This window comes from Streptomyces sp. NBC_01017 (assembly GCF_045162795.1).
Classification (GTDB): domain Bacteria; phylum Actinomycetota; class Actinomycetes; order Streptomycetales; family Streptomycetaceae; genus Streptomyces; species Streptomyces machairae.
This window is the reverse complement of the sequence record NZ_CP108683.1, coordinates 7,481,625-7,506,029: the sequence shown is the minus strand read 5'-3', so window position 1 is coordinate 7,506,029 and position 24,405 is coordinate 7,481,625. Positions and strand designations below refer to the sequence as shown.

Here is a 24,405-nt window from a genome sequence, read left to right as displayed (position 1 = left end):
CCGTGTCCGCGATTTCCACCTTCCGTCGCATCTCCGCCCCGAAGAAGGCTCTCGCCGGCGCCGCCCTGGCCGCCACCGCCGCCGGCACGATGTTCGCCGCCGCGCCCGCCCAGGCCGCGTCGACCGAGGCCGGCTCGGCGCAGAAGGTCGCGCAGAAGATGATCTCGGACTCGTCCCAGTACCAGTGCTTCTCCAAGATCGTCGACCACGAGAGCGACTGGAACGTGAACGCCACCAACTCCTCCAGCGGCGCCTACGGCCTCGTCCAGGCCCTGCCGGGCAACAAGATGGCCTCGGCCGGCTCGGACTGGAAGACCAACGCGGCCACCCAGATCGAGTGGGGCCTGGACTACATGAAGGACCGCTACGGCAGTGCCTGTGGCGCCTGGGACTTCTGGCAGTCGAACGGCTGGTACTGAGCCGACCGCGCCAGACCCTGAACCGAAGGCGGCGGCCCCCCGATCCCCGGGGCCGTCGCCTTCGCCATGCGTACGAGTCCCCGGTGCGCCGACGGAGCCGTCTCGGGGGAGGCAGGAACGGGGCGTAGGGATAAGGGGTGCTCCTGCCTCCCTCGGGACGGGCCGACGGCGCCGGGAAGCCGTCGGCCCGAGTGTGGCGCCGTGCGTCTCGTCAGTCGGCGGTCACCTGGAGTTCCTTGACGCCGTTGATCCAGGCGGAACGCAGTCGGCGCGGGTCGCCGACCATCCGCAGGCCGGGCATGGCGTCGGCCACGGCGTTGAAGATGAGGTCGATCTCCAGGACCGCCAGGGACTTGCCGAGGCAGTAGTGGGGACCGCCCCCGCCGAAGCCCAGGTGAGGATTGGGGTCACGGGTGATGTCGAAGGTGTCCGGGTTCTCGAAGACCTCGGGATCGTGGTTCGCCGAGGCATAAAAGATTCCTACCCGGTCCCCCTTGTTTATGCGCTTTCCGCCCAACTCCGTGTCCTGAGTGGCCGTCCGCTGGAAGGAGACGACGGGCGTCGCCCAGCGGACGATCTCCTCGGCCGCCGTCGCCGGACGCTCCCTCTTGTACAGCTCCCACTGCTCGGGGTGGGTGAGGAAGGCGTGCATGCCGTGCGTGATGGCGTTGCGGGTGGTCTCGTTGCCGGCCACCGACAGCATCAGCACGAAGAACCCGAACTCGTCGGAGCGCAGGTTGCCCTCGTCCTCCGCCGCCACCAGCGTGGTGACGAGGTCCTTCGCCGGGCACTCCTTGCGGTCGGCGGCCATGTTCATCGCGTACGAGATGAGTTCGGTGGCCGACTCCTGCCCGACCTCCTCGGTGATGGCGTACTCGGGGTCGTCGTACGCGATCATCTTGTTGGACCAGTCGAAGATCTTGGCCCGGTCGTCCTGCGGGACGCCGATGAGCTCGGCGATGGCCTGCAGGGGCAGTTCGCAGGCGACCTCGGTGACGAAGTCGAAGGGGCCGGAGTGCTGCCGGGCGTTGGCCGCGATCGACAGCGCCCGCGCGCGCAGGCGTTCCTCCAGGGCCCGGATGGCTCGCGGGGTGAAGACGCGCTGGACGATCTGGCGGACCCGGGTGTGCTCGGGCGGGTCCATGTTCAGCAGGATCAGCCGCTGCGCGTCGATGGCGTCGCGCTCGATGTGCTCGTTGAAGCGGATGATCGCGGTGTTGAGGGAGGACGAGAACAACTCCGGATGCGTGGATACGTACTTGACGTCCGCGTGCCGGGTCACCGCCCAGTAGCCCTCGTCCTGGAACCCGGCTACGTTGCCCGACTGCGGGATCCAGCGGACCGGTTCAGCCTGGCGCAGCTCGGCGAACTCCGGGAGGGGTACGCGGTGTTGCAGCACATCGGGGTCGGTGAAGTCGAACCCGTCGGGAAGCGCTGGACAAGGCATCGGCAACTCCAGCCATCTAGCCATATAGCCATCTGACGGACCATCAGAACAAGGATTGCCGCGAAGGTAGTAACGGGTTCTACAAGTGGCAAGAGGCGCGGCACCCCGAATTGCGTGCGGGATTCGTGCAGATCTCCGCAGATCAACACTTCAGGCGCTGCACGACTCTTGCGGCAGTCGACGCGCTGTCAGCAGACTGCAATGGGAACTAGTACGTGTTCTAGTTCCGCGTGGCGGGGCCGGCCGGGACGCCCCCGCGCCGCGCGGGTAACCGAGGAGAGGACACTCCCCATGGCCGCGGAACCCGTGATCGTCGAAGCAGTGCGCACCCCCATCGGCAAGCGCGGCGGCGCGCTCGCCAACCTCCACCCCGCCTATCTCCTGGGCGAGACGTACCGCGAACTCCTGGGCCGCACCGGCATGCCTGCCGACGCGGTCGAGCAGATCGTCGGCGGCACGGTGACCCACGCCGGCGAACAGTCCATGAACCCCGCGCGCACCGCCTGGCTGACCATGGGCCTGCCGTACGAGACGGCCGCGACGACGGTCGACTGCCAGTGCGGGTCCTCGCAGCAGGCGTCGCACATGACGGCCAACATGATCGCGGCGGGCGTCATCGACGTCGGCATCAGCTGCGGCGTCGAGGCGATGTCGCGGGTGCCGCTGGGGTCGGGGTCGAAACACGGGCCCGGCAAGCCCTTCCCCGACGAGTGGAACGTGGACCTGCCCAACCAGTTCGAGGCGGCGGAACGGATCGCCCGCCACCGGGGGCTGACACGCGAGAACGTCGACTCACTGGGGCTGGTCTCGCAGGAACGGGCGGCTGCCGCCTGGTCGGAGGAACGCTTCAAGAGGGAGACGTTCGCCGTCCAGGTCCCGACGACCGAGGACGAGCAGCGCGCCGGGCAGGGCATGTGGCGACTCGTCGACAAGGACGAGGGCCTGCGCGACACGTCCATGGAGGCCCTGGCGAGGCTCAAGCCCGTCATGCCGACGGCCGTGCACACGGCGGGCAACTCGTCCCAGATCAGCGACGGCGCGGCGGCGATCATGTGGGCGTCCAAGCGGATGGCGCGTGCGCTGAAGCTGCGGCCCCGGGCGCGGATCGTCGCCCAGGCGCTGGTGGGCGCCGACCCGCACTTCCACCTCGACGGCCCGATCGACGCGACGAATGCCGTGCTGGGCAAGGCCGGGATGTCCCTGAAGGACATCGACCTCGTCGAGATCAACGAGGCGTTCGCGTCGGTGGTGTTGAGCTGGGCTCAGGTCTTCGAACAGGACCTGGAGAAGGTGAACGTGAACGGCGGCGCGATCGCCCTCGGGCACCCGGTGGGGGCCACCGGGGCCCGCCTCATCACGACCGCGCTTCATGAACTGGAGCGGGCGGACAAGGAGTTCGCGCTGGTGACGATGTGTGCGGGGGGTGGCTTGGCCACCGGCACGATCATTCAGCGGCTGTAGCCCAACCCAGGAACGCGTTGAATGCGGCGGGGTCGAGGGTGACGATCGGCCCCGCCGGGTTCTTGGAGTCGCGGATGGCGATGGTGGTGTGGGGGGCTGCGGCTATCTCGACGCACTGGCCGCCCTCATCGCCGCTGTAGCTGGACTTACGCCACTGGATCCCCGCCAGAATCTCGGTGCTCTCCATAACGCTCCTCCATTACGCGCCGGATCAACTCCGCCGAGTCCTTGATGGAGAGTGCGGCGGCTTGCAGATGATCGTAACGGAGTGAGCACATCCTGACGGTCTCCGGGTTAGCGGTCGGATGCCCGCTGCCGCCGTATCCCTCCGTGTAAACAATGGTCGGGTCGCTCGCAAAGCGGTAGAGGTCAAATGAGCCTTGCAGGCCCGTATGCGCACCCGCCGAGAATGGCAGCACCTGGATGTTGACCCGGGGATTGTTCTCGAACGACAACAAGTGGGCCAGTTGCTCCCGCATGGTCCCCCGGCCACCGATCTCCAGGTACAGCGCTGCCTCACTGAGGATCGCCCAGAAGACCGGCGACTCCTGCTTCTCAAGGATGCGCTGACGGGCCAACCGCACCTCGGTGCGATCGTCGAGGTCGGTTTCGTCCAGTACACCGAGCACGGCACGCGCGTATGCCCTGGTCTGGAGGAGACCAAGCACCATGTGGTCCTGGAAGGAGCAGATCTCGATCGCCCGCGCCTCAAGCTCCGCCACCTGCTGAAACCAGGCCGGAAGTTGACTACGCATCACCAGCTCGTGCAGCCGGGACAACGCCCCGCCCGTCCCCAGGGCGATATCCACCCGCTCGCTGAACGGCAGCGTCGGCAACTTCCGTGCCGTCTCGATCTGGCCGACCAGTGACCCCGTGCAGTACACGATGTCCCCGAGCTGCTTCTGGGTCAGCCCGGCGGTCTCGCGGTAGCGGCGTAGTTCGAAGCCGTAGTAGTCGAGTGGCGAGGCGCCCGGGTCGAGGGTGTTGATCTGGGTCACGCGGCGGCCCCTCTCACGCAACTCGGCCCACTTCGGGACCTGTTGTATCTGTTCGGTAGCCCAGAGTAGTTGCGCGAGGTCACGCTCGTACCGTGAACGGATACATTCCCCCCACCTCCCTGGTCCCCTTCCGTGCCCAGTACCGCCTGCGCCTCACCGTCGGCGAACACTCGGCCCGGCACATCCGCACCATCGCCCGCTCGCTGCTCGCCGAGTGGGCGATGCCCGCACTGACCGACGCCGTGGAGCTGGGCGTGACCGAGCTGGTCGCCAATGTCGTACGGCATGTTCCGGACCGCCGGTGCGAGGTGCTGATCCTGCGGCAGCCGGGCGGGGTGCGGGTCGAGGTGACGGACGGCTTCGCTCAACTGCCCGCGTTCGCCGTGCAGTCGGGGCCGGACGACGAGGGCGGCCGGGGGCTCCTGCTGCTGGACGCGGTGGCCGGCAAGTGGGGCGTGGATCCTGTGCCGGGCGGCGGCAAGGCGGTGTGGTTCGAGTGCTGGTGCGGAAGTACCTGCCCGGCGTGAAGCGGAGGAGTGGTAGCCACTTCAGCCGCCAGTGAACGTTCCCACCCGATTCCACGTCTTCGATCACGTGGCCCAAGCCGACCTCACCAGCACCCGCACCCGCCCGAGCGCCCCTCAGCAGGCACCGCCTGCCCGGGAGCGGCTGCTGGACAGGGTCTGGAGCCGCCACCGAATACCCCTCCTGGCCACCCTCCCCACCGTCCCCCTCTACGCGATCTGGGCCCTGTTCCTCGCCACCGGCGGCGGCGACCTGGCGGCGCAGGACGCCTGGACCGGCTTCGCGACCCGGCACGGCGGTTCGGCCTACAACCTGTTCTGGTACGGCGGCACGCACACCGCCAACTACAGCCTGATCTCGCCGTATCTGATGGCCGCACTCGGCGTCCGCACGGTGACCGTCATCTCCGGGCTCGCCGCCACCTGGCTGGCGGCGGTCCTCATCACGCGCGCCAAGGGCGTCCCCCGCCCTCTCGGCCCGGCCCTCCTCGCGGCCTTCGCCCTGTGGTGCAACGTGGCTTCCGGGCGCACCACGTTCGCCCTGGGTGTGGCCTTCGGGCTGGCCGCGTGTCTGCTGCTGACCCGTGAGAAGCGGCTCGTGCTCGCCGCCGCGTACGCGGCCCTCGCGACGATGGCGAGCCCCGTGGCAGGGCTGTTCCTCGTCGTCGTGGGCGCCGCGTTCCTCCTCACCCGCGACTGGGCCCGCGCCCTCACTCTCGTCCTCCCGCCCGCCGTCACCGTCGGCGCGACGACCCTGCTCTTCCCCTTCAAGGGCGAGCAGTTGATGTTCGCCGACCGCATATGGCCGCCGTTCTTCCTGGGCCTGGCCGTCACGTTCCTCGCCCCGCGCTCCTGGCGTGTCGCCCGCTGGAGCGGTGCCGTCTACGCGGCCGGGGCGGTCCTGACGTATCTCATCCCTTCCCCCATCGGCACGAACGTCGAGCGCTTCGCCGAGCTGTTCGCGCCCGCGGCCCTCCTCGCCGTCCTGGTGGCCCAGCCCCGTCTCGCGAAGGTCCGCCGGAATCTGCTGATCGCCGCCCTCGTCTTCTCGGTCTGCTGGGTCACCAAGAAGACCGGCGACGACCTCTACGTCTCCACCACCGTGCCCGCCTGGGCCGTCGAGACCCAGGGAGTGGTCCGCGCCCTGGACCAACTCGGCGCCGACCGCACCCGCGTCGAGGTCGTCCCGGCCCGCAACCACCGCGAGGCCAGCGGGCTCGCCCCGCACGTGAACATGGCCCGCGGTTGGAACCGTCAGCTGGACATGGAGCGGGCCCGGCTGTTCTACGACGGGTCGTTCTCCGCGGGGACCTACCGGAAGTGGCTGGACCGCTGGGCCGTCGGATACGTCGTCCTCCCGCTGGGCAAGCCCGACGGGTACGCCAAGGTCGAGGCCCGGCTCATACGCGAGGACCGGCCCGAGTGGCTGGAGCCCGTGTGGCAGGACGAGCACTGGCGGATCTTCCGGGTGCGGGACGCCGTACCCCTCGTCTCCGACCCCGCGAGCGTGGTGTCGACGTCCAGCGCCGACCTCGTCGTGCGCATGTCCCGGGCCGGATCGGCGACCGTACGGGTCGCCTACTCCCCCTGGCTGCACGCCGACGGCGGCGGCTGCCTCACCCCACAGGGCGAGTTCACCCGCCTCACCGTCACCGCCCCCGGCGAGTACCGGATCAGCTCGGAGTACGGGCCTTCGCCGGAGCCCGGGAGTCACTGCTGACCTTCTCGGCCTGTGCCGTGACCGTCCGCGCGCGTGGGCCCTGGAACAGGTACGTCATCCCGAAGCCCGCGCCCACGACGGCGGCACCGCCGACCGCGTCCAGGACCCAGTGGTTGCCGGTGACGACGATCGCGGTGAGCGTGAACAGGGGGTGCAGGAGGCCCAGGGCCTTCATCCACCATCTGGGGGCGAGGATGAGGATCACCAGGCCGCACCACAGGGACCAGCCGAAGTGCAGGGACGGCATTGCCGCGTACTGGTTGGTGAGTTCGGTGAGGGTGCCGTAGTCGGGCCTGGCGAAGTCCTGTGTGCCGTGGACCGTGTCGATGAAGCCCAGGCCCGGCATCAGGCGCGGGGGCGCGAGCGGGTAGAGCCAGAAGCCGATCAGGGCGAAGACGGTGGCGAAGCCGATGGCCGTGCGGGCCCAGCGGTAGTCGACGGGGCGGCGCCAGTAGAGGACGGCGAGGATGGCGAGCGGGACGCCGAAGTGGAACGACTCGTAGTAGAAGTCGAAGAAGTTCCGGACCCAGTCGACCTGCACGACGGCATGGTTGGCCCAGCGTTCGACGTCGATGTGCAGGGCGCGTTCGATCGAGTAGATCTCCTCGCCGTGTTCCTCGGCGGTGACCCGGCCGGCCGAGTTGGAGCCGCCCGCGGCTGCCAGGCGGATCTGGGCGTAGGCGTAGTACGTGACCCGGATGAGGAGCAGCTCGAAGAGCAGGTTCGGGCGGGTGATCACGCGGCGCAGGAACCGCACCAGCGGGATGTGCCGGAAGCGGGACGGGGCCGGTGTGGCGTACTCGGTGGGGATCGGTGTCTGCCAGTACTGCGACGTGCGGGACAGGAAGGGCACGACGGCGGCCGTGGCGAGGGCGGCCAGGAGGACGAGGTCGGCGCGCAGGGGGTGGAGGATCGCCTTGTCCGGCACCATCATCCGGGTCGGCAGCGTCATGATCAGGATGACGGCGACCGGCCACACGTACCGGTCGGAGTCCCGTCTGCCGACCTGGCCGACCACCGCGAGCAGCACCCACAGCAGCTGGTGCTGCCAGGCGGTGGGGGACACGACGATCGCCGCGCAGCCGGTGACGGCCACCGCCAGCAGGAGCTGCCCGTCGTGGGCGTAGCGGACGGCCCGGCGCACGGCGAGGACGGCGACGGCGGCGCCGAGGACCAGGAAGAGGGCGATCTCCAGCGGGCCGGTCAGCCCCAGCCGGAGCAGGGCGCCGTGCAGGGACTGGTTGCCGAGGTCGTCGGCCCGGCCGCCGAGCCCGACGCCGACCATGTGGTGCACCCAGTAGGTGTACGAGTCGCGCGGCATCGCCGCCCACGCGAGCGCCGTGCACGCGGCGAACGTGGCCCCTGTGGAGAGCGTGGCCCGGCGCCGGCCGGTGAACCACAGCAGCGGGGTGAACAGCAGCAGGGTCGGCTGCAGCGCGGCCGCGACGCCGATGAGCACGCCGCTGGTGCGCTCACCGCGGACGGCGAAGCAGCCGAGCAGCACGAGCAGGACCGGCATGATGCTGGTCTGGCCGAGGTAGAGGGTGTTGCGGACCGGCAGCGACAGCATCAGCAGGCTGATCGCGACGGGCGCGGCGAGCAGCGAGGTCCGGCGGCTCACGGGCTGCGGCAGGGCACGGGCGGCGACCAGGCCGAGGGCGACGACGAGCAGGAGGGTGCCGAAGGTCCAGCCCCAGCCGAGGGCCTGTTCGGCGGCGCGGGTCAGCGGCTTGAGGACGAGCCCGCCGAACGGCGTACCGGTGAACTGCGTCGAGTCGTACAGCGAACCCTTCACATGCAGGACGCCGTTCGGCCCGACCCAGGTCTCCAGATCCGTCAGCCGCTCCCCGCGCGGCGTACCGAGGACGACGGCCACCTGCCGTAGGGCGAGCACCGCGACGACCAGCCACAGACCGAGGCGCGCCACGCGCACGCGTGCCTGGACCGTGCCGACGGCCGTGGCTCCGAGTGCCTCCGCCGGTCGCCCACCGTGATCCGCATTCGCCACGCCTCGTCGGCCTCCCGCCCCGGTCGTCACACACGTCCCACGCGTCAGGAATCCTTACGAACCCTATGCGGCTCGCACCCCCGCGGGGAGAGACGCAGGCAACCCCGACCTCACCTGACGTCCGCTCTCCTTTTGTCCGGAGACGATAGTCGCGGGGCGGTTCGCCCGCCTCCGGTGGGTCACTCCGGCGGGGCGGAATCGATCACATCGCCGGGCCCCGGCCACGGAACCGCGCCATCCGCCGTACCGTCTGAACCGCCGCCGTCACGGTGGTGGAGGGGCTTGCGGGCATGGAGGGGCTGCGCGATGGCGGACTTACTGCGGGCAGGTACGGGCAGGCGGGTTCTGGCGGTGGTCCTGGCGCTGCTCGCCCTCCAGCTCGGCCAGCTCGCGGCGCCCGCCTGGGCGTGCGGCTGCGGGGCCATGGTGCCCGGCGACGCGGCGCGCGTGGCGGTCGGGCGTGAGGAGTCCGTCGTGCGGTGGGACGGGGCGCGTGAGCAGGTCGTGATGCGGCTGACCGTCGGCGGGGACGCCGAGCGGGTCGCGTGGATCATGCCGGTGCCCGGCCGGGCCACCGTCCGTCTCGGCGACCCGGCCCTCTTCGAGGAGCTGCACGACGTCACGGCCCCTGTGCGCCGCACCCGGTACCACTTCTGGCCCCAGGACGGCGACTGGCCTCTGGTGAGCGGCGACGGCTCCGCGGGCGCCCCGCCGCCCCCGCCCGGTGCCGGCGCTCCGGTGGGTGTCGTCGGCCGGCAGCGGCTCGGCCCGTTCGACGTGGCCCGGCTGACGGCCACCGACCCCGGTGCCCTGGACGGCTGGCTGGACAGCAACGGCTTCGCGCTGCCGCCCCGCCTGACGGGGGCCCTGCGCCCGTATGTCGACCAACGCTGGGAGTACGTGGCCGTCAAGCTCGCCCCGCAGACCACCGGCGCTTCCCTCACCGGTGCCCTCGACCCCCTGCACCTCACGTTCCGCACCGACGAGCCGGTCTACCCGATGCGGCTGTCGCGCCTCGCGGACACACCGCAGTCCCTGGGCCTGTACGTCCTCGCGGCACACCGCATGGAACCGGCGTCCCCGATCGGCGGGGAACGCCCTCGCGTCACCTACGCGGGCCGGGTCACGGCGCGGACGGGACCGCTCGCCGAACTGGCGGCCGGCACACCGTTCCTCACGGCGATCGGGCAGGAGTTCCCGTTTCCCGAACGCATCGTGGGCGACCACGAGCTGCGCCGGGCACCGGCCGACGACCCCTTCCAGCAGGTGATCCACGAGGACCGGCTGCGCGAGGTGGCCGGAATCCCGGCGTGGCTGCTGACGGTGACGGGCGGGCTCGCCCTCGCCGTGGCGACGGCAGCCTGGTTCGCCGTACGACGCACCCGGCGGCCGGAGCTGGCGACACCCCCGGTGCAGCCGCCTGCGCCCGCCGACCGAATCGACCATCCTGGTATCACCGACGGCGAAGACGGGTAGTTAGCGCATCTAACTAGCCATAGGAAAGGCAAGGCGATGAGCGAGTCGCAGCTCTGGAACGACGTCGACGAGTACTTCTCCGCCCACCTCTCACCGGATGACGAAACACTCCAGGCGGCCCTGCGGGAGAGCGACGCGGCCGAGATCCCGCAGATCGCCGTCAGCGGGTCCCAGGGCAAGTTCCTCCAGCTCCTCGCCCAGATCCAGGGCGCCCGCAACATCCTGGAGATCGGCACGCTCGCCGGGTACAGCACCATCTGGCTGGCCCGCGCCCTGCCCGCCGACGGCCGCCTGATCTCGCTGGAGTACGACCCCCGGCACGCCGAGGTCGCCACCCGCAACATCGCGCGGGCCGGCCTGGACAAGCTCGTCGAGGTCCGGGTCGGCCCGGCCCTGGAGTCGCTGCCCAAGCTGGCCGACGAGAACCCGGCCCCCTTCGACCTGGTCTTCATCGACGCCGACAAGGCCAACAACCCGCACTACGTCGAGTGGGCCCTCAGGCTCACCAGCACGGGCAGCCTGATCGTCGTCGACAACGTGGTGCGCGGCGGCGGGGTCATCGACGCCGACAGCACGGCCCCGGACATCCGGGGCACCCGGACCGCCATCGAACTGATCGGCAGCCACCCGAGGTTGAGCGGCACGGCGATCCAGACGGTGGGCAGCAAGGGCTACGACGGCTTCGCGCTGGCGCGCGTACTGGCTTAAGGCGCAGCTCAAGCCTCGTGGTAGAAGCCGACGTTGATGCTGCGCGGCTCGGTGCGGTCATGTATGACGATCTCGCCGCTGCCGCCCCTGGGCAGCGGCACGGTCCCGCCGTAGCCGATCGGCTGGGCGTACTGCCCCACCCTCAGCCGTACCTCGGAGGACGGGTCCGGCTGGGAGCCGCGCAGCCACGTCACCTGCCAACTGCCGTCGGGGCCGCACAGGAACTCCAGGTGGACCCGGGAGATGAACAGCCACTCGTCCGGCGTCACCAGCCGGCACACCGACTTGTCGCGGCCCACCCGCAGCACGGCGCCCGGCTCGCTGGGCGCGTCGGCCATGAGCATGCCGGCCGTGGCACCCTCGTCCGCCGCGGACACGGCGGCCATGGTGAGTTCGAGCACGTGCGCTCCTTCTGAAACGTCCTTGTACGGCGGCCGTTTTGGCCACCGACGCCGCATGATAAATCGCCCGGCACCACCGCGTCCGGCACAATGAAGTCATGACCGAGCGAAAGCCCCCCGGCGTCCCGTTCGAGTCCTGGGTCGACAAGCAGATCCACGACGCACAGTCCCGCGGCGACTTCGACAGGCTGCCCGGCACCGGAAAACCGCTGCCGACCGACCTGGAAGCGCCGTACGACGAACTGTGGTGGGTCAAACGCAAGATGGCCCGCGAGGGCCTGTCGGTCCTGCCCCCGGCCCTGGCCCTGCGCAAGGAGGCGGAGGACGCCCTGACCGCGGCGTACGCGGCTCCCACGGAACGGACGGTCCGGAAGATCATCACGGACGTCAACGTCAAGATCCGCGACATGCTGCTGAAGCCGCCGCCCGGCCCTCCCCTGGGCCGTAAGCCGTACGACGTCGAAGAGGTCGTACGGCAGTGGCGGGAGAGGCGCCGGGCGGCGGGCGAGTCGGGTGTTGCGTCAGATGCGTAGGAGCCGCTCCGCCAGCTCGCGGTAATCACGCAGCGCCAGCCGCAGCTGCTCGGTGTCGGTGGACGACGCGCCCTTGCCCTCGGCCGGATCGTTCGCCTGCCAGGCCCCGCGCAGAGTACGGCGGCGCTGTGTCACCGCCTCGGTGAAGCGGGCGGCGAGCTCCTCCAGGACACGGTCGGCCTCCTCCACGGCGCCCCGGGGCCCGTCGACGAATCCGGAGACGGCGTGCTGGAGCTTGAGCTCGAACTTGTCGGACTCGTCGTGCGGGAAGAGCCTCGCGCCCGCACGCCCGCCCTTCACCGGAGCCGCCGCACGCGCCTCACTGCCACGCCGCTCGCCCCCACCGGTGGGCGCGACCGGGGGCGCGCCCTTCGCCAGGTCATGATCCGTCACCTTGCCGGCACCCGTGCCGGTCGCAGCATCGGTCATGTCACTCAACTCCCCTTCGCGTGACGGGTGAACGTCCACGGCAGATGCCCGCGGTGGCCGTTGCTGCGGGCGGGTGCCTGCCGGTCGGTGTCCCTGCGGGACTCGTGGGAAGCCCGCCGCCCGACCGGCCCCGCCAGGTCCTCGAACAGCGCACGGGCCTCGATCAGCGCCTCGCGCATCTCCTCCGTACCCGCACCCCCGCCTTCCCGTTCGCCACCCACGCGCGCGTGGGAGACGTGGTGCACGTGCCGGTAGCCCTGCACATGGTCCGCGTGGTGCACGGCCAGCGCGGCGAGCTGCTCCTCGTACTGCGCGCCGTCCGGGAACCCGCGTGCCTGCGCCAGTTCCGCGAGCAGCCGGTCCGCCTCGTCGACGGCCTCCTTGGGCGACTCGACGAAGTGCTCCTGGGCAGCCGCCCAGCGCGCCTCGAACCGCTCGGCCTCGGTCGGCTCCAACGGCCGCTCCCGCAGCCCGCCGTGCCGCTCCACCAACTGAGCCAGCTCACGCTCGGCAGCCTTGACGTCCCCGTCGTGCCGGGCCACGGCCCGCTCGTATTCGGGCCCGAAGCGCCGCTTCAGACCCCGACCGCCCTGCGCACCCCGGGTACGCAGGGCCAGCACGGCCACGCCGAGCACGACGGCGACCGCCGCTATCACGATCAGAATGATCACACCTGTGGACATGTGTGCCGGGTTGCCCCCAGAACGCTCCTCAAACGGCCGCCGATCCGGCCACCCACAAACTCGGTTGCGAGCCCACCGGCCCCCTCACCGACAATGCGGCCATGACCTGGACCGTAGCCCCGGAACCCGCCGACTCCCCCGTAGCCAAGGCTCTCTGGCGGGCGTACTACACCGAGGTCAGCGACCGCTACTACCTACTCCACAAGGGCCACCCCACCGACCCGTCCGAACTGGCCCGCGAGCTCGCCGACCCCCCGACCGCCGAACTCACCCTTCCCAAAGGCCAGTTGCTGGTGGCCCGCTACGAGGGCGAGCCGGCCGGATCAGTCGGCATCAGACTCCTGAACCCGAACACAGCCGAACTCACCCGGGTGTTCGTACACCCGAAGACGCGAGGCAAGGGCGGCGGCAAACTCCTGGTCCGCTCAGCCGAGGCCACGGCCCGCACACTCAACGCCACCCGCATGATCCTCGACACCCGCCACGACCTGACAGAGGCACGCGCCCTGTACACAGCCCTGGGCTACGAGGAGACACCCCCGCACAACGACGACGTCTACGCCGAGCACTGGTTCACGAAGCCCCTCGCCTAACCCGCCCGGCGCACCCCCGCGGCGCGGCACCCGCGTACGGCGGCAAGGGGACGTGCCGGGGGGTGTCCGCCCGCAGCGGCGGGCGTCAACACACAGCCCCTCTTGAGGCTCGGCAACCACCCGACCGAGGACGGACACCCCCGGCACGGCCCCGACCCACAACGAACCCGCAGGCGCTACCCGAACCCCCACCGAACCCGCACCGGCCGCCGCAGGCACCCGGCGCTCAAGAATCCCGCGGCTGCTCCCGATCGGACCCACACAACTCCTCGGTCAGCTCCTTCACCAACTGCACCAGATCGGTGGGCCGATCCGGCCCCCACCAGTCCCCCAACAACTCCGCCAACGACTCCTCCCGAACGAGCGCCAACCGCTCGGCAACCTCCCGCCCCCGATCCGTCAGCACCAGATCGAGCCCCTCCCGGACAGCCAACCGCCGCCCCTCCACCTCCCGAGCCGCATCGAGGATCACGGACAGCGGCACAGAACTCCGCTCGGCGAGCACCCCCGGCTCCACCCACCCGTACCTCTTGATCCGCAGCAGCAGCCAACTGGCCGCAGGCAACAGGTCGTACCCCGCCCGCGCGGTGATGTCCCGGTACACCTCCCGCCGCCCCTCCCGGGTCCCGAGCACCGACAACGCCCGGCACACCTCGTCGTAGGACGACCGCTCGACGGGATTGCTGGCCAACGTCTCGGTGACATCGGGCGCGGTCACCGACCCCCGCAGCTTGTCCTCCCGCAGGAACCAGGCGAGCACGAACCCCACCAGCGCGACCGGCGCCGCGTACAGGAACACGTCGGTGATCGAGGACGCGTAAGCGTCCAGCGCGGTCGGCCGCAACGCCGCTGGCAGTTCCCCAATATCCCGCGGATCCGCCTCCAGCCCGTCCAACGAGACCCCGGCCGGAAGCGAGACCCCCCGAAACGCCTCGACCAACTTGTCATCGAGCCGCCCGGCGAAGATCGTCCCGAAGATGGCCACACCGAACGACGCCCCGATGGACCGGAAGAACGTCGCCCCTGAAGTGGCCACGCCGAGATCCTCGTACGGCACGGCGTTCTGCACGATCAGCACCAGCACCTGCATGACCAGCCCGAGCCCCAGCCCGAAGACGAAGAAGTAGACGCTCATCTCCCAGGCGGAGCTGTCCATGTCCAGCTGGTGAAGCAGCAGCAGCCCCAGCGTGGTGACCCCCGTCCCGGCGATCGGGAACACCTTCCAGCGTCCGGTACGGCTGACGATCTGCCCGGACCCGGTCGACGCCAGCAGCATGCCGGCCACCATCGGCAGCATGTGCAGCCCGGACGTGGTCGGGCTGACCCCCTGTACGACCTGGAGAAACGTCGGCAGGTAGGTCATCGCGCCGAACATGGCGAACCCGACGATGAAGCTGATGACCGCGGAGAGCGAAAACGTCCGCACGCGGAAGAGCTTCAGCGGCAGCACGGGCTCGGCAGCCCGCCGCTCAACGGCGACGAAAGCAAAGGCGAGCACCACGCCGAGCACCGCCAGACCGACGATCTGAACCGACCCCCACGCCCATGTGGTCCCGCCGAGGGAAGCAACCAGCACGAGACAAGTCGCGACGGACGCGATGAGGAAAGTGCCCAGATAGTCGATGACATGCCGCGTCGACTTACTCGGAATGCGCAGCACGACAGCGATGACGGCGAGGGCGACGACCCCGATGGGCAGGTTGATGTAGAACACCCACCGCCAGCTCAGATGCTCCGTGAACACCCCGCCGAGCAACGGCCCGAGCACACTCGTCGCCCCGAACACGCTCCCGAACAGCCCCTGATACCGCCCACGCTCCCGCGGCGGGACGATGTCGCCGACGATCGCCATGGACAGCACCATGAGCCCGCCGCCCCCGACCCCCTGAATGGCGCGGAAGGCGATGAGCTGGGCCATGTCCTGCGCCATGCCGCACAGCGCGGAGCCGACGAGGAAGATCACGATCGCGATCTGGAACAGCCGCTTGCGCCCGTACTGGTCACCGAGCTTGCCCCACAGCGGAGTCGCGGCCGTGGACGCCAGCAGATACGCGGTCACGACCCAGGACAGATGCTCCAGGCCGCCGAGGTCGCTGACGATGGTGGGCAGGGCGGTCGACACGATGGTCTGGTCGAGTGCGGCGAGCAGCATGCCGAGGAGCAGCGCGCCGATGGAGACGAGGACGTTGCCGGGCACGTTCTCGTGCGCGTCGGCTCGCCGTTGCGGGGGCTGCGCGTCGCGCACATTTCCCGCCGTACCGTGCGCGTCCTCGGCCATGAAGACCTCCCGAGCGTCTCGTTACACCTCCCATGCATCTCCCATCGTGATCGGTTTGATCAGTTATGGCCTGTTGAGTCCCTTTGGAAGCAGGCCTTCCGGGGGTTGGGGAGACGACGTGAGGAAGGTCTGCATAATCTGGGGAGTTCGCGAGGGGAGGGACGAACACGTGACTGAGCCGACGGGGGCGAAGGGCCCGGACAGCCAGGACGGCCAGGACGGCCCGATAGGCCAGAACGGTCACCTCTGCCCGGAGTGCGGTACGCCGAGAGGGACCGACAACACCCCGTCCTGCGGCTGCGGCCTGCGCGTGTCCGAGGCCCTGCGAGACGCCCGTACGGCGGAGGCGGCCGCTGCGGAGGACTTCGATCCGCTGCGGATACGGCCATACGTGGAGCTGGAGGGTACCGGGGAAGCGGACGGCGAGACGATGCCGCTGCGGGCGGTGCCGGCAGCGCCGCCCACCCCCTTGGCGCCCCCGGCCACGACGCCGAGCGCGGATGACCTGAGCCTGTTCGAGCCGGACGGGGGGTCCGACGAGCCGGATCCGACCGGCGGTGATCCTGGCGTGGCCGCCGCCCGTCGGCGTCGTACGCGTACGGTCCTGCTGGGGGCGGGCGGAGCGGTCGTGGCCGTCTTCACGGCGGCGGGGCTGGCGAGCGGTCTGTTCACGTACGAGGCGCCGGTACGGGACACGGCACTGCCGGACGACGTACGGGCGAGCGTGCCGGCGCCGTCGACCGGCGAGGCCCGGGAGACGCCGTCGCCCACGGAGGCGCCGACGCGGGCGGCAGCGCCTGCGTCGACTCCGGCGCCCACGGAGAGCGCGTCCACTTCCCCGTCGCCGTCGAGGTCGAGCGCGTCGTCCCCTCCTGCGTCACCGACGACGGACCCGACGAACTCCCCGTCCACCACCGAGGGCGCCGGCTCACAGGAGGACTCCGCCGCGGCGCGGGACCCCGCCCCTGCGACCCTCCAGCGCGGCGACCGTGGCTCCGAGGTCACGGAACTCGAACTCCGTCTGACCCAACTCGGCCTCTACACGCGGGAGGCCAGGGGCAACTACAACGAGGGCGTCGAGGACGCGGTCATCCGCTACCAGTGGGCCCGGGGCGTCCAGCCGGACGAGTACGGGGTGTATGACTTGGCCACGCGGGAGAGGCTGGAGTCGGAGACGACTGAACCGTGACGCGGTGCGCCTGAGAGCTCGGGGATCCGGGTCCGACGGCGCCTGCGGACCGTGCGTGGCCGGTCGCGCGGTTCCCCGCGTCCCTGGGTGGGCTGCGAGATGGACGGCGCCGCTGCCAGGGTGCGTCGAGAGCTCGGGGGTCCGGTTCGATGGCGCCTGCGGACCGTGCGTGGCTGGTCGCGCAGTTCCCCGCGCCCCTCAGGGGGCTGCAGCACCGTCAGCTGTTCGGCTGACCGGCATAGGCTGCGCCCCGCAAGCGCGGGTGAGCGTCTCCGCCTCCGCGCCCAGCCCCACGCCGGGCGCCCCGAACAGCAGCCGCTCCCTAGCCGACGTACACCCGCATCGTCCCGTCCCCCACAGCCTCCACCCGAACCTCCCGCAAGTCCGAGACCAGCACGTCCGGCCCATGGAACCCGGCACGGGAGCCAACCCCCACGACCCGCATCCCGGCCGCCCGCCCCGCCTCGATCCCCGCGCCCGAGTCCTCGAAGACGATGCAGTCCTCCGGCGCGATCCCCAGCTCGGCGGCCCCCTTCAGGAAGCCCTCCGGATCGGGCTTGCTGGCGCCCACCGACTCCGCGGTGACGCGCACGTCCGGCAGCCCAAGACCGGCGGCGGCCATCCGTACCGTGGAGAGCGGCACATCGGCGGACGTCACGAGCGCATGCGGCAGCCCCCACAGGGAGGCCAGGAACTCCGGCGCCCCAGGAATCGGCACCACGCCCTCCACATCCGCCGTCTCCTCGGCGAGCATGCGCGCGTTGTCGGCGTAGTTCTGCTCCATCGGCCGGTCGGGCAGCAGCAGGGCCATCGAGGCGTACCCCTGCCGCCCGTGGACGACCTTCATCACCTCGTCGCCGTGGAGCCCGTGCCGCTCGGCCCAGCGACGCCAGATCCGTTCCACGACGGCGTCGGAGTTCACGAGGGTGCCGTCCATGTCGAGCAGGAGGGCACGGGCGGTGAGCACGGCGGGCGTGGGCGTGGTGGGCACGGCGGTGGCCGACATCGGCAGCTCCAGGGCGAGGGGCGCGGGGGTACAGGGGTGGCCCCCGGAGGAACAAGGTGGTCCCGCCCGCCGGTCAGGGAAAACGGGCGGGAACCACTTTGTTCCCCCACGGTACAAAACGCGGGCCCCTTCGCGCCACCGCCTCCGGAAACCATTCACCGACAGTTCAGCCGGCGATCGCCTCCCACAGGCTCCACAGACCCAGCCCGAGCATCAGCAGCGCCGCCACCTTGGTGATCAGCTTCAGCGGCACCCGCCGCATCAGCGCCTTGCCGCCGACGATCCCGATCGCCGCCACACTCCACAGCGCCAGCACCGCACCGATACCGACCGACAGCGGATCGTCGTAGCGGGCCGCGAGGTTCGCCGTCATGATCTGCGTCAGATCACCGAACTCGGCGATCAGGATGAGCATGAACCCGGCGCCGGACACCTTCCAGAAGGACTGGTTCTCCGGCTTGCGGACCTCCGTCTCGTCCTCGTCCTTCTTCATGAGCAGCACCGCGGCGCCGCCGAGGAAGAGCACACCGGTGAGCGCCTGCACGAGCTGCTGCGGCAGCAGCGTCAGTACGCTGCCGGCCGCCACGGCCAGCGCGACATGCACCGCGAACGCGGCGGCGACACCGGCGAAGACGTACGAGGCGCGATAGCGGGTGCCGAGGACGAGCCCGGCGAGCGCGGTCTTGTCGGGCAGTTCGGCGAGGAAGACGATGCCGAAGACGACCGCCGTCACGGTAAAGCTGATCAAGGTTCCTCAATCGGTCGGGCTGCCCCACCGAGAGCACTGTCACTGCGCTGCGACACCTCGGCACGGCAGCGCACTCGGCACCCGTGCCGTACGGCACGGGCGTGCACTGCTTGCCGAAGGTCTCGCTGGCCGACCTCGGATTCGAGGTCCGCCTCCGGGCGCCGGCTCAGACGAGCTGAGCAGTATGTCGACGGTCCGGCGAAGAGCTACTCCCCTTCTGCGCCACCCATCGTACGCGAGCCCGCTCACCGGTCCACAGAAAGAAAGTCCCGCCCTCAACCTTGTCGTGTCATGAACGCGACACTAACTTCTCACCCGACGCACACCTCCCCGCAACACGGCGCGGCGAGCATTCCTTCGCTCGCTCGCCAACACCCCCACCTCCCAAGGGAGTCAGCATGTCGAAGTTCTACGCGCGTCGACGGGTCAGCATACTCGCGGCCCTCAGCGGCCTCATAGCCTCCGCCGCGCTTTTCAACGCTCCGACCGCCTCCGCCGCGCTCCCCACGCCCGTCAGCGGCGCCACCGCCCGCAGCTACCTCGCCCAGCTCACCGTGGCCACCGAGGACCGCACCGGCTACGACCGCGACCTCTTCCCGCACTGGATCACCCAGTCCGGCGCCTGCAACACCCGTGAGACCGTCCTCAAGCGCGACGGCTCGGGCGTCGTCACCGACTCCTCCTGCGCCGCCACCAGCGGCAGCTGGTACTCCGTCTACGACGGCGCCACCTGGACCGCCGCGTCCGACCTCGACATCGACCACCTGGTCCCGCTGGCCGAGGCCTGGGACTCCGGCGCCGACAGCTGGACCACCTCGCGGCGCCAGTCCTTCGCCAACGACCTGACCCGCCCGCAGCTGATCGCCGTCACCGACAACGTCAACCAGTCCAAGGGCGACCAGGACCCGGCCACCTGGATGCCGTCGCGCACGGCCTACCGCTGCACCTACGTGCGCGCCTGGGTGCAGGTGAAGTACTACTACGGCCTCTCGGTCGACTCGGCGGAGAAGTCCGCCCTGACGAACTACCTCGCCGGCTGCTGACGAGGCACTGGGCAGCGAGGCAGCGCCGACGCACGCCTGACGCGGCCCCGCCGGAGTTCGGCAAACCGTGATCTGCGGAACCTCCCCGTTCCCCTCCGTCGTTCCGTACCGTACGGGGCGACGGAGGAGGGCGATCACGTGACCGAACTGCGGCTTGGTCCACTGCTGAGGTACGCCGACGGCACGTCCGCGACCGTCTGGGTCGAGGCGAGCCGCCCGTGCGCGGCCGAGGTGCGCGGCGCTGACGGCGCCCACGGAGAGTCCCGTACCTTCCAGGTCGCGGGCCATCACTACGCCCTGATCCCGGTGACCGGCCTCACCCCGGGCACTGCACAGCCGTACGAGGTCCTCCTCGACGGCGCCCGCGTGTGGCCGCTGCCCGACTCGCCCTTCCCGCCCTCCCTCATCCGCACCCCCGCCGACGGCGACACCGACACCGTCCGCCTCTCCTTCGGATCCTGTCGTTGGGCCGCACCGCCCGCCGGTGAGCCGGACCCGGTCGGACCGGACGCCCTGGACACCCTGGCCGCGCGGATAGCCGCCGAGCCGGACGGTGAGCGGCCGGATGTGCTGGTGCTGCTGGGCGACCAGGTGTACGCCGACGAGACGTCCAAGGCGACCAGGCGCTGGCTGGCCGCGCGCCGGGACCTGAGCGAGCCGCCGGGCGACGAGGTCGCGGACTACGAGGAGTACACCCGGCTGTACTACGAGTCCTGGCTCGACCCCGAGGTGCGCTGGCTGCTGTCCACCGTGCCCAGCTGCATGATCTTCGACGACCACGACGTCATCGACGACTGGAACACCTCGGCCGCCTGGCTCGCCGACATGCGGGAAACGAGCTGGTGGCGCGAGCGGCTGCTCAGCGGGCTGATGTCGTACTGGGTCCATCAGCACCTCGGCAACCTGTCGCCGGCCGAGCTGGCCACCGACCCGCTCTACGCCGCCGTCCGCGAAACCCCCGACGGCACCGACCTGTTGCGCTCCTTCGCCTGCAAGGCGGACGCCGATCCGGCCTCCGTGCGCTGGAGCTACCGGCGCGACTTCGGGCGCGTACGGCTGCTGATGGTGGACACACGGGCGGCCCGCGTCCTCGACGAGGGCGCGCGCTCCATGCTCAACCCGGGCGAGGCGCGGTGGCTGCGCGAGCAGGCGTTCGACGCGCGTGGTTCGTACGACCACCTCCTGATCGGTACGTCCCTGCCGTGGCTGCTGCCGCACCTGGTGCACGACGCCGAGGCGTGGAACGCCTCGCTGTGCCGGGGTGAGCGCGGCGAGCGCTGGGCGCGCTTCGGGGAGGATCTGCGGCGGCGGGCCGATCTGGAGCACTGGGCGGCCTTCCCGTCGTCCTTCGACGCGTTGACGGAGCTGATCGCCGAGGTCGGGTCGGGGGCGCAGGCGCCTGCGACGGTGTGCGTGCTGTCGGGGGACGTGCACCACGCGTACGTGGCCGAGCCGACCTGGCCGGACGGCGGCGGGCCCGACGCCCGTGTCCTGCAGCTGACCTGCTCGCCCGTCCACAACGCCATCCATGCGGCGATCCGGCTCGGCTTCCGCTTCGGCTGGAGCGGGGTGGGCCGCTGGCTCGGACGGCGGTTCGCGGGGCACGGAGGCTGTCCCCAGCCGCCGGTCGACTGGCGCCGCACGGGCGGGCCCTGGTTCGGCAACCAGCTCATGACGCTGACGCTGCGGGGGCGTTCGGCCCGGCTGCGGCTGGAGCAGGCGCGGGCGGTGCGAGGGGCGGGGGCCGAGGGTGCCGGGGCGCGGGGTGCGGGGGCTCGACTGCGGACGGTCTCCGAGTCCGAACTCGCCCCTTAAGGAGCCGGTTTCACCCCATAGGGCCCTGGGTGTGGCGTGACGCACGTGATGTTCGTGATGCATCCCACACTCACTCATCCCAAGGCTCGGTTCATGCCGCTCCCGACGGCATGATGAGCCGGACCGTCCGCTTCCACCCGGGGGTTCGCTCCAATGCGCCCCACACGCCCGGGAGTCACCCTTTTGTCTGCACCGCCCTCCGCACCGACCCCGGACTCCCCGACGGTCTCCGTCGCCCTGGTCGGCGCCGGCCCCCGCGGCACCAGCGTCCTGGAACGCCTCTGCGCCTCCGCTCCCGAGCTCCTCCCGTCCGGGGCGCGCCTCACCGTCCATGTGATCGACCCGGCGCCGCCCGGGCCGGGGCACGTCTGGCGGACCGCGCAGTCGCCCGAGCTGCTCATGAACACGGTGTCCTCGCAGGTCACGCTGTTCACCGACGAGAGCGTGGACTGCTCGGGCCCGATCCGGCCCGGCCCCAGCCTGCACGAGTGGGCGGCCGGCGAACTGGACCCGGACGAGTACCCGACCCGCGCCCACTACGGCCGGTACCTGGAGTGGGTGTTCGCGAAGGTCGTCCGCGAGGCGCCGCCGACGGTGCACGTCGAGACGTACGCGGCCCGCGCCGTACGGCTGGACGACGCCCCCGACGGCAGCCAGGCCCTCACCCTCGACGACGGCCGCGTGCTGCCCGGCCTGTCCGCCGTGGTCCTCACTCAGGGGCATCTGCCGACGGCCGCCGACGCGCTTCAGCGCCGCCTCGCCGCGTACGCCGAAGGCCACGGCCTGCACTACGTGCCGCCCGCGAACCCGGCCGACATCGACCTCTCACCCATATCCCCCGGCGAACCGGTGCTGTTGCGCGGCCTGGGCCTCAACTTCTTCGACCACATGGCCCTGTTGACGACGGGCCGCGGCGGCGGCTTCGTCCGCGCCGAGGGCCGCCGGGGTCTGCGCTACGTCCCTTCCGGCAACGAGCCGCGCCTGTACGCCGGTTCGCGGCGTGGCATCCCGTACCAGGCGCGCGGCGACAACGCGAAGGGGGCGTACGGCCGCCACCTCCCCCTCGTCCTGACGCCCGAGGTGATCGCCGGTTTCCGCAAGCGGGCGGACTCGGGCGAGGCACCGGACTTCCTCGCGGAGATATGGCCGCTGGTGGCGAAGGAGGTGGAGACGGTGTACTACGCGGCACTGATGCCGGAGGCGCGGCAGCGGGCGGCCTTCACGGAACGCTTCCTGTCCCTCCCCCACCGGGCGCCTCAAGAGGCCCTGCTGCTCGACGAGTTCGGCGTCCCGGAGGGTGAGCGCTGGAGCTGGGACCGGGTCTCCCGGCCGTACGCGGGATGCGACTTCGCGGATCCGGGGCGGTGGCGCGACTGGCTGCTGGCGTATCTGCACGAGGACGCGGCCCAGGCCGCCCGGGGCAATGTGCACGGTCCGCTGAAGTCGGCCCTCGACGTACTGCGCGACCTGCGCAACGAACTGCGGCTCGTCGTCGACCACGGCGGCCTCACCGGCGCCTCCCGCCGGGACCACCTGGACCGCTGGTACACCCCGCTCAACGCCTTCCTCTCCATCGGCCCGCCCCGACGGCGTGTGGAGGAGCTGGTGGCGCTCATGGAGGCGGGTGTGGTGGAGGTGCTCGGGCCGCGGCTGGAGGTGCGGGAGGAGCAGGGGGCGTGGGTGGCGCACTCCCCCGAGGTGCCGGGCTCGGCGGTGCGGGTGACGGCGCTCGTCGAGGCGCGGCTGCCGGAACCGGACCTGCGCCGCAGCGCCGACGACCTGCTGGCGCGGCTGCTGAAGACCGGGCAGTGCCGGCCGCACACCGTGAATGGCTACGAAACGGGCGGACTTGACGTCACGCAGCGGCCGTACCGCCTGATCGACCGTCAGGGCCGGGCGCACGAACGGCGGTTCGCGTTCGGGGTGCCCACGGAGGGCGTGCACTGGGTGACGGCGGCCGGGGCGCGGCCGGGTGTGGATTCGGTCACTCTTTCGGATGCGGATGCGGTGGCGAGAGCGGTGCTACATGCGGTTGTTCCTGGGGCGGGAGGGGACGCCGAGGCGACGCGATGGCCGAATGTTGAACTTGCAAGTGTTGATTAGGTCTACCTAACGTGGGGCGTACCGATCAGTATCCGTCCCCACACCGTCCCGCTACGGGACCGGTAAACCTCAGACCGAGGGAGTCCCCCACATGACCGGACGCCTCAACAGCGCCCAGCCGTACGCCATCGGCCTGTTCCGCATCGTCGTCGGCCTGCTCTTCGCCTGCCACGGCGCCATGTCCCTCCTCGGCGCCTTCGGCGGCGTCGACGGCAAGGGCGGCACCGCCGCGACCGGCGCCTGGCCCGACTGGTACGCGGCCGCCATCGAACTCGTCGGCGGCAGCCTGGTCCTGCTCGGCCTCGGCACCCGCATAGCCGCGTTCATCGCCTCCGGCGCCATGGCCTACGCGTACTTCAAGGTCCACCAGCCCGAGGGGCTGTGGCCCATCGAGAACAGCGGCGAGGGTGCCGCGATGTACTGCTGGGCCATGTTCCTGCTGATCTTCACCGGGTCCGGCGCGTTCGGGCTGGACCGGCTGTTCGCCAAGCGCTCCGGCGCGGAGAGCAGGACGGCGGCGGACCAGACGCCGGTTACCGCCTGACGGCCAGGCGGCCACCGCTCGCGCGCTTCGGCGCCTGCACCCGCGAGGCTCACGCGGATGCGGGCGCCGTCCGCTTTTGCCGCTTCGCCGCGATGACAGCTTCGCTGCGATGCCCGCGCCGCTGCGGCCGTGTGAACATGCTGTGCCGAACACACGAGCCCCCGATGAACCTCCAGTCACAGCCCCGGCGTACGCTGTATGGCTGTCATAGGCCGCCCCTGCCGCTCCCCCGCGACGTCGCGGCACGGTCTGGCCACGGGGGGAAACACGGGGAGTTGC

The 24,405-nt window shown here is 70.8% G+C and carries 23 protein-coding genes; 13 read left to right on the top strand and 10 right to left on the bottom strand.

Annotation, left to right across the window (positions count from 1 at the left end; translation table 11 throughout):
- Positions 1-2 precede the first annotated feature (2 nt).
- A complete protein-coding gene (locus OG331_RS34475; RefSeq protein ID WP_406203495.1) occupies positions 3-419 on the top strand; it encodes a transglycosylase SLT domain-containing protein in 417 nt (138 codons plus the stop codon).
- A gap of 211 nt (positions 420-630) precedes the next feature.
- On the opposite strand, the gene OG331_RS34470 is transcribed toward OG331_RS34475, so the two are convergent.
- Positions 631-1,866: a cytochrome P450 gene (locus OG331_RS34470; RefSeq protein ID WP_328881994.1), complete on the bottom strand. Its 1,236-nt coding sequence runs from the start codon at positions 1,864-1,866 to the stop codon at positions 631-633.
- A gap of 291 nt (positions 1,867-2,157) precedes the next feature.
- On the opposite strand from OG331_RS34470, the gene OG331_RS34465 reads away from it, so the two are divergent.
- Positions 2,158-3,327 (top strand): steroid 3-ketoacyl-CoA thiolase, encoded by a 1,170-nt coding sequence (locus tag OG331_RS34465; RefSeq protein ID WP_406203492.1) that lies wholly within the window; start codon positions 2,158-2,160, stop codon positions 3,325-3,327.
- Here OG331_RS34465 and OG331_RS34460 read toward each other — a convergent pair.
- Both OG331_RS34460 and OG331_RS34455 read right to left on the bottom strand, forming a co-directional pair.
- Complete coding sequence (locus OG331_RS34460; RefSeq protein ID WP_406203489.1) at positions 3,311-3,514, bottom strand: DUF397 domain-containing protein; 204 nt, start codon at positions 3,512-3,514, stop codon at positions 3,311-3,313. The two genes, OG331_RS34465 and OG331_RS34460, sit on opposite strands and share 17 nt — an antisense overlap.
- Positions 3,474-4,325, bottom strand: a complete 852-nt coding sequence (locus tag OG331_RS34455; RefSeq protein ID WP_406203487.1) for a helix-turn-helix domain-containing protein — start codon at positions 4,323-4,325, stop codon at positions 3,474-3,476. Before OG331_RS34455 ends, OG331_RS34460 begins: the two co-directional genes overlap by 41 nt.
- Positions 4,326-4,417: 92 nt before the next feature.
- Between OG331_RS34455 and OG331_RS34450 the strand changes: the two genes are divergently transcribed.
- Positions 4,418-4,852 carry an ATP-binding protein gene (locus OG331_RS34450; RefSeq protein WP_406203484.1) on the top strand — a complete coding sequence of 145 codons (435 nt, stop codon included), beginning with the start codon at positions 4,418-4,420 and terminating at the stop codon, positions 4,850-4,852.
- Positions 4,853-4,919: 67 nt separating this feature from the next.
- Positions 4,920-6,569 (top strand): hypothetical protein, encoded by a 1,650-nt coding sequence (locus OG331_RS34445; protein ID WP_406203481.1) that lies wholly within the window; start codon positions 4,920-4,922, stop codon positions 6,567-6,569.
- On the opposite strand, the gene OG331_RS34440 is transcribed toward OG331_RS34445, so the two are convergent.
- Positions 6,523-8,577, bottom strand: coding sequence for a bifunctional glycosyltransferase 87/phosphatase PAP2 family protein (locus tag OG331_RS34440; protein ID WP_406203478.1), 2,055 nt, complete (start codon positions 8,575-8,577; stop codon positions 6,523-6,525). The two genes, OG331_RS34445 and OG331_RS34440, sit on opposite strands and share 47 nt — an antisense overlap.
- A 306-nt stretch (positions 8,578-8,883) precedes the next feature.
- Between OG331_RS34440 and OG331_RS34435 the strand changes: the two genes are divergently transcribed.
- A complete protein-coding gene (locus tag OG331_RS34435) occupies positions 8,884-10,053 on the top strand; it encodes a DUF2330 domain-containing protein (RefSeq protein ID WP_406203475.1) in 1,170 nt (389 codons plus the stop codon).
- Between the two features lie 36 nt (positions 10,054-10,089).
- Positions 10,090-10,761, top strand: a complete 672-nt coding sequence (locus OG331_RS34430; protein ID WP_406203472.1) for an O-methyltransferase — start codon at positions 10,090-10,092, stop codon at positions 10,759-10,761.
- Between the two features lie 8 nt (positions 10,762-10,769).
- On the opposite strand, the gene OG331_RS34425 is transcribed toward OG331_RS34430, so the two are convergent.
- Positions 10,770-11,162, bottom strand: a complete 393-nt coding sequence (locus OG331_RS34425) for an FHA domain-containing protein (protein WP_406203469.1) — start codon at positions 11,160-11,162, stop codon at positions 10,770-10,772.
- Positions 11,163-11,260: 98 nt separating this feature from the next.
- Between OG331_RS34425 and OG331_RS34420 the strand changes: the two genes are divergently transcribed.
- Positions 11,261-11,695 (top strand): DUF1992 domain-containing protein, encoded by a 435-nt coding sequence (locus OG331_RS34420; RefSeq protein WP_389453302.1) that lies wholly within the window; start codon positions 11,261-11,263, stop codon positions 11,693-11,695.
- Here the strand turns inward: OG331_RS34420 and OG331_RS34415 are convergent.
- Complete coding sequence (locus OG331_RS34415) at positions 11,684-12,124, bottom strand: hypothetical protein (RefSeq protein WP_406203466.1); 441 nt, start codon at positions 12,122-12,124, stop codon at positions 11,684-11,686. The two genes, OG331_RS34420 and OG331_RS34415, sit on opposite strands and share 12 nt — an antisense overlap.
- 5 nt (positions 12,125-12,129) lie before the next feature.
- The gene (locus OG331_RS34410; protein WP_406203463.1) at positions 12,130-12,807 is read right to left on the bottom strand and encodes a hypothetical protein; all 678 of its coding nucleotides are present in this window, start codon (positions 12,805-12,807) and stop codon (positions 12,130-12,132) included.
- A gap of 101 nt (positions 12,808-12,908) precedes the next feature.
- Here OG331_RS34410 and OG331_RS34405 point away from each other — a divergent pair, with 101 nt between their 5' ends.
- A complete protein-coding gene (locus OG331_RS34405) occupies positions 12,909-13,400 on the top strand; it encodes a GNAT family N-acetyltransferase (RefSeq protein ID WP_406203460.1) in 492 nt (163 codons plus the stop codon).
- A 226-nt stretch (positions 13,401-13,626) separates the two neighbouring features.
- Here OG331_RS34405 and OG331_RS34400 read toward each other — a convergent pair whose 3' ends face one another.
- On the bottom strand, positions 13,627-15,678 hold the full coding sequence (locus tag OG331_RS34400; RefSeq protein ID WP_406203457.1) for an MDR family MFS transporter: 2,052 nt from the start codon (positions 15,676-15,678) through the stop codon (positions 13,627-13,629).
- 169 nt (positions 15,679-15,847) lie between these two features.
- Here OG331_RS34400 and OG331_RS34395 point away from each other — a divergent pair, with 169 nt between their 5' ends.
- Positions 15,848-16,867, top strand: coding sequence for a peptidoglycan-binding domain-containing protein (locus OG331_RS34395; RefSeq protein WP_406203455.1), 1,020 nt, complete (start codon positions 15,848-15,850; stop codon positions 16,865-16,867).
- A gap of 322 nt (positions 16,868-17,189) precedes the next feature.
- Here the strand turns inward: OG331_RS34395 and OG331_RS34390 are convergent, their stop codons facing one another.
- Positions 17,190-17,873, bottom strand: a complete 684-nt coding sequence (locus OG331_RS34390) for an HAD family hydrolase (protein ID WP_406203452.1) — start codon at positions 17,871-17,873, stop codon at positions 17,190-17,192.
- 166 nt (positions 17,874-18,039) lie between these two features.
- On the bottom strand, positions 18,040-18,621 hold the full coding sequence (locus OG331_RS34385; RefSeq protein WP_406203449.1) for a TMEM165/GDT1 family protein: 582 nt from the start codon (positions 18,619-18,621) through the stop codon (positions 18,040-18,042).
- Positions 18,622-19,019: 398 nt separating this feature from the next.
- On the opposite strand from OG331_RS34385, the gene OG331_RS34380 reads away from it, so the two are divergent.
- From OG331_RS34380 to OG331_RS34365, 4 genes are all read left to right on the top strand, one after another.
- On the top strand, positions 19,020-19,664 hold the full coding sequence (locus OG331_RS34380) for an HNH endonuclease family protein (protein WP_406203446.1): 645 nt from the start codon (positions 19,020-19,022) through the stop codon (positions 19,662-19,664).
- Between the two features lie 138 nt (positions 19,665-19,802).
- Complete coding sequence (locus OG331_RS34375) at positions 19,803-21,479, top strand: alkaline phosphatase D family protein (RefSeq protein WP_406203443.1); 1,677 nt, start codon at positions 19,803-19,805, stop codon at positions 21,477-21,479.
- Positions 21,480-21,632: 153 nt separating this feature from the next.
- Complete coding sequence (locus OG331_RS34370; RefSeq protein WP_406203440.1) at positions 21,633-23,582, top strand: FAD/NAD(P)-binding protein; 1,950 nt, start codon at positions 21,633-21,635, stop codon at positions 23,580-23,582.
- A 91-nt stretch (positions 23,583-23,673) separates the two neighbouring features.
- Positions 23,674-24,126: a DoxX family membrane protein gene (locus OG331_RS34365; protein WP_391394732.1), complete on the top strand. Its 453-nt coding sequence runs from the start codon at positions 23,674-23,676 to the stop codon at positions 24,124-24,126.
- Positions 24,127-24,405: the final 279 nt, after the last annotated feature.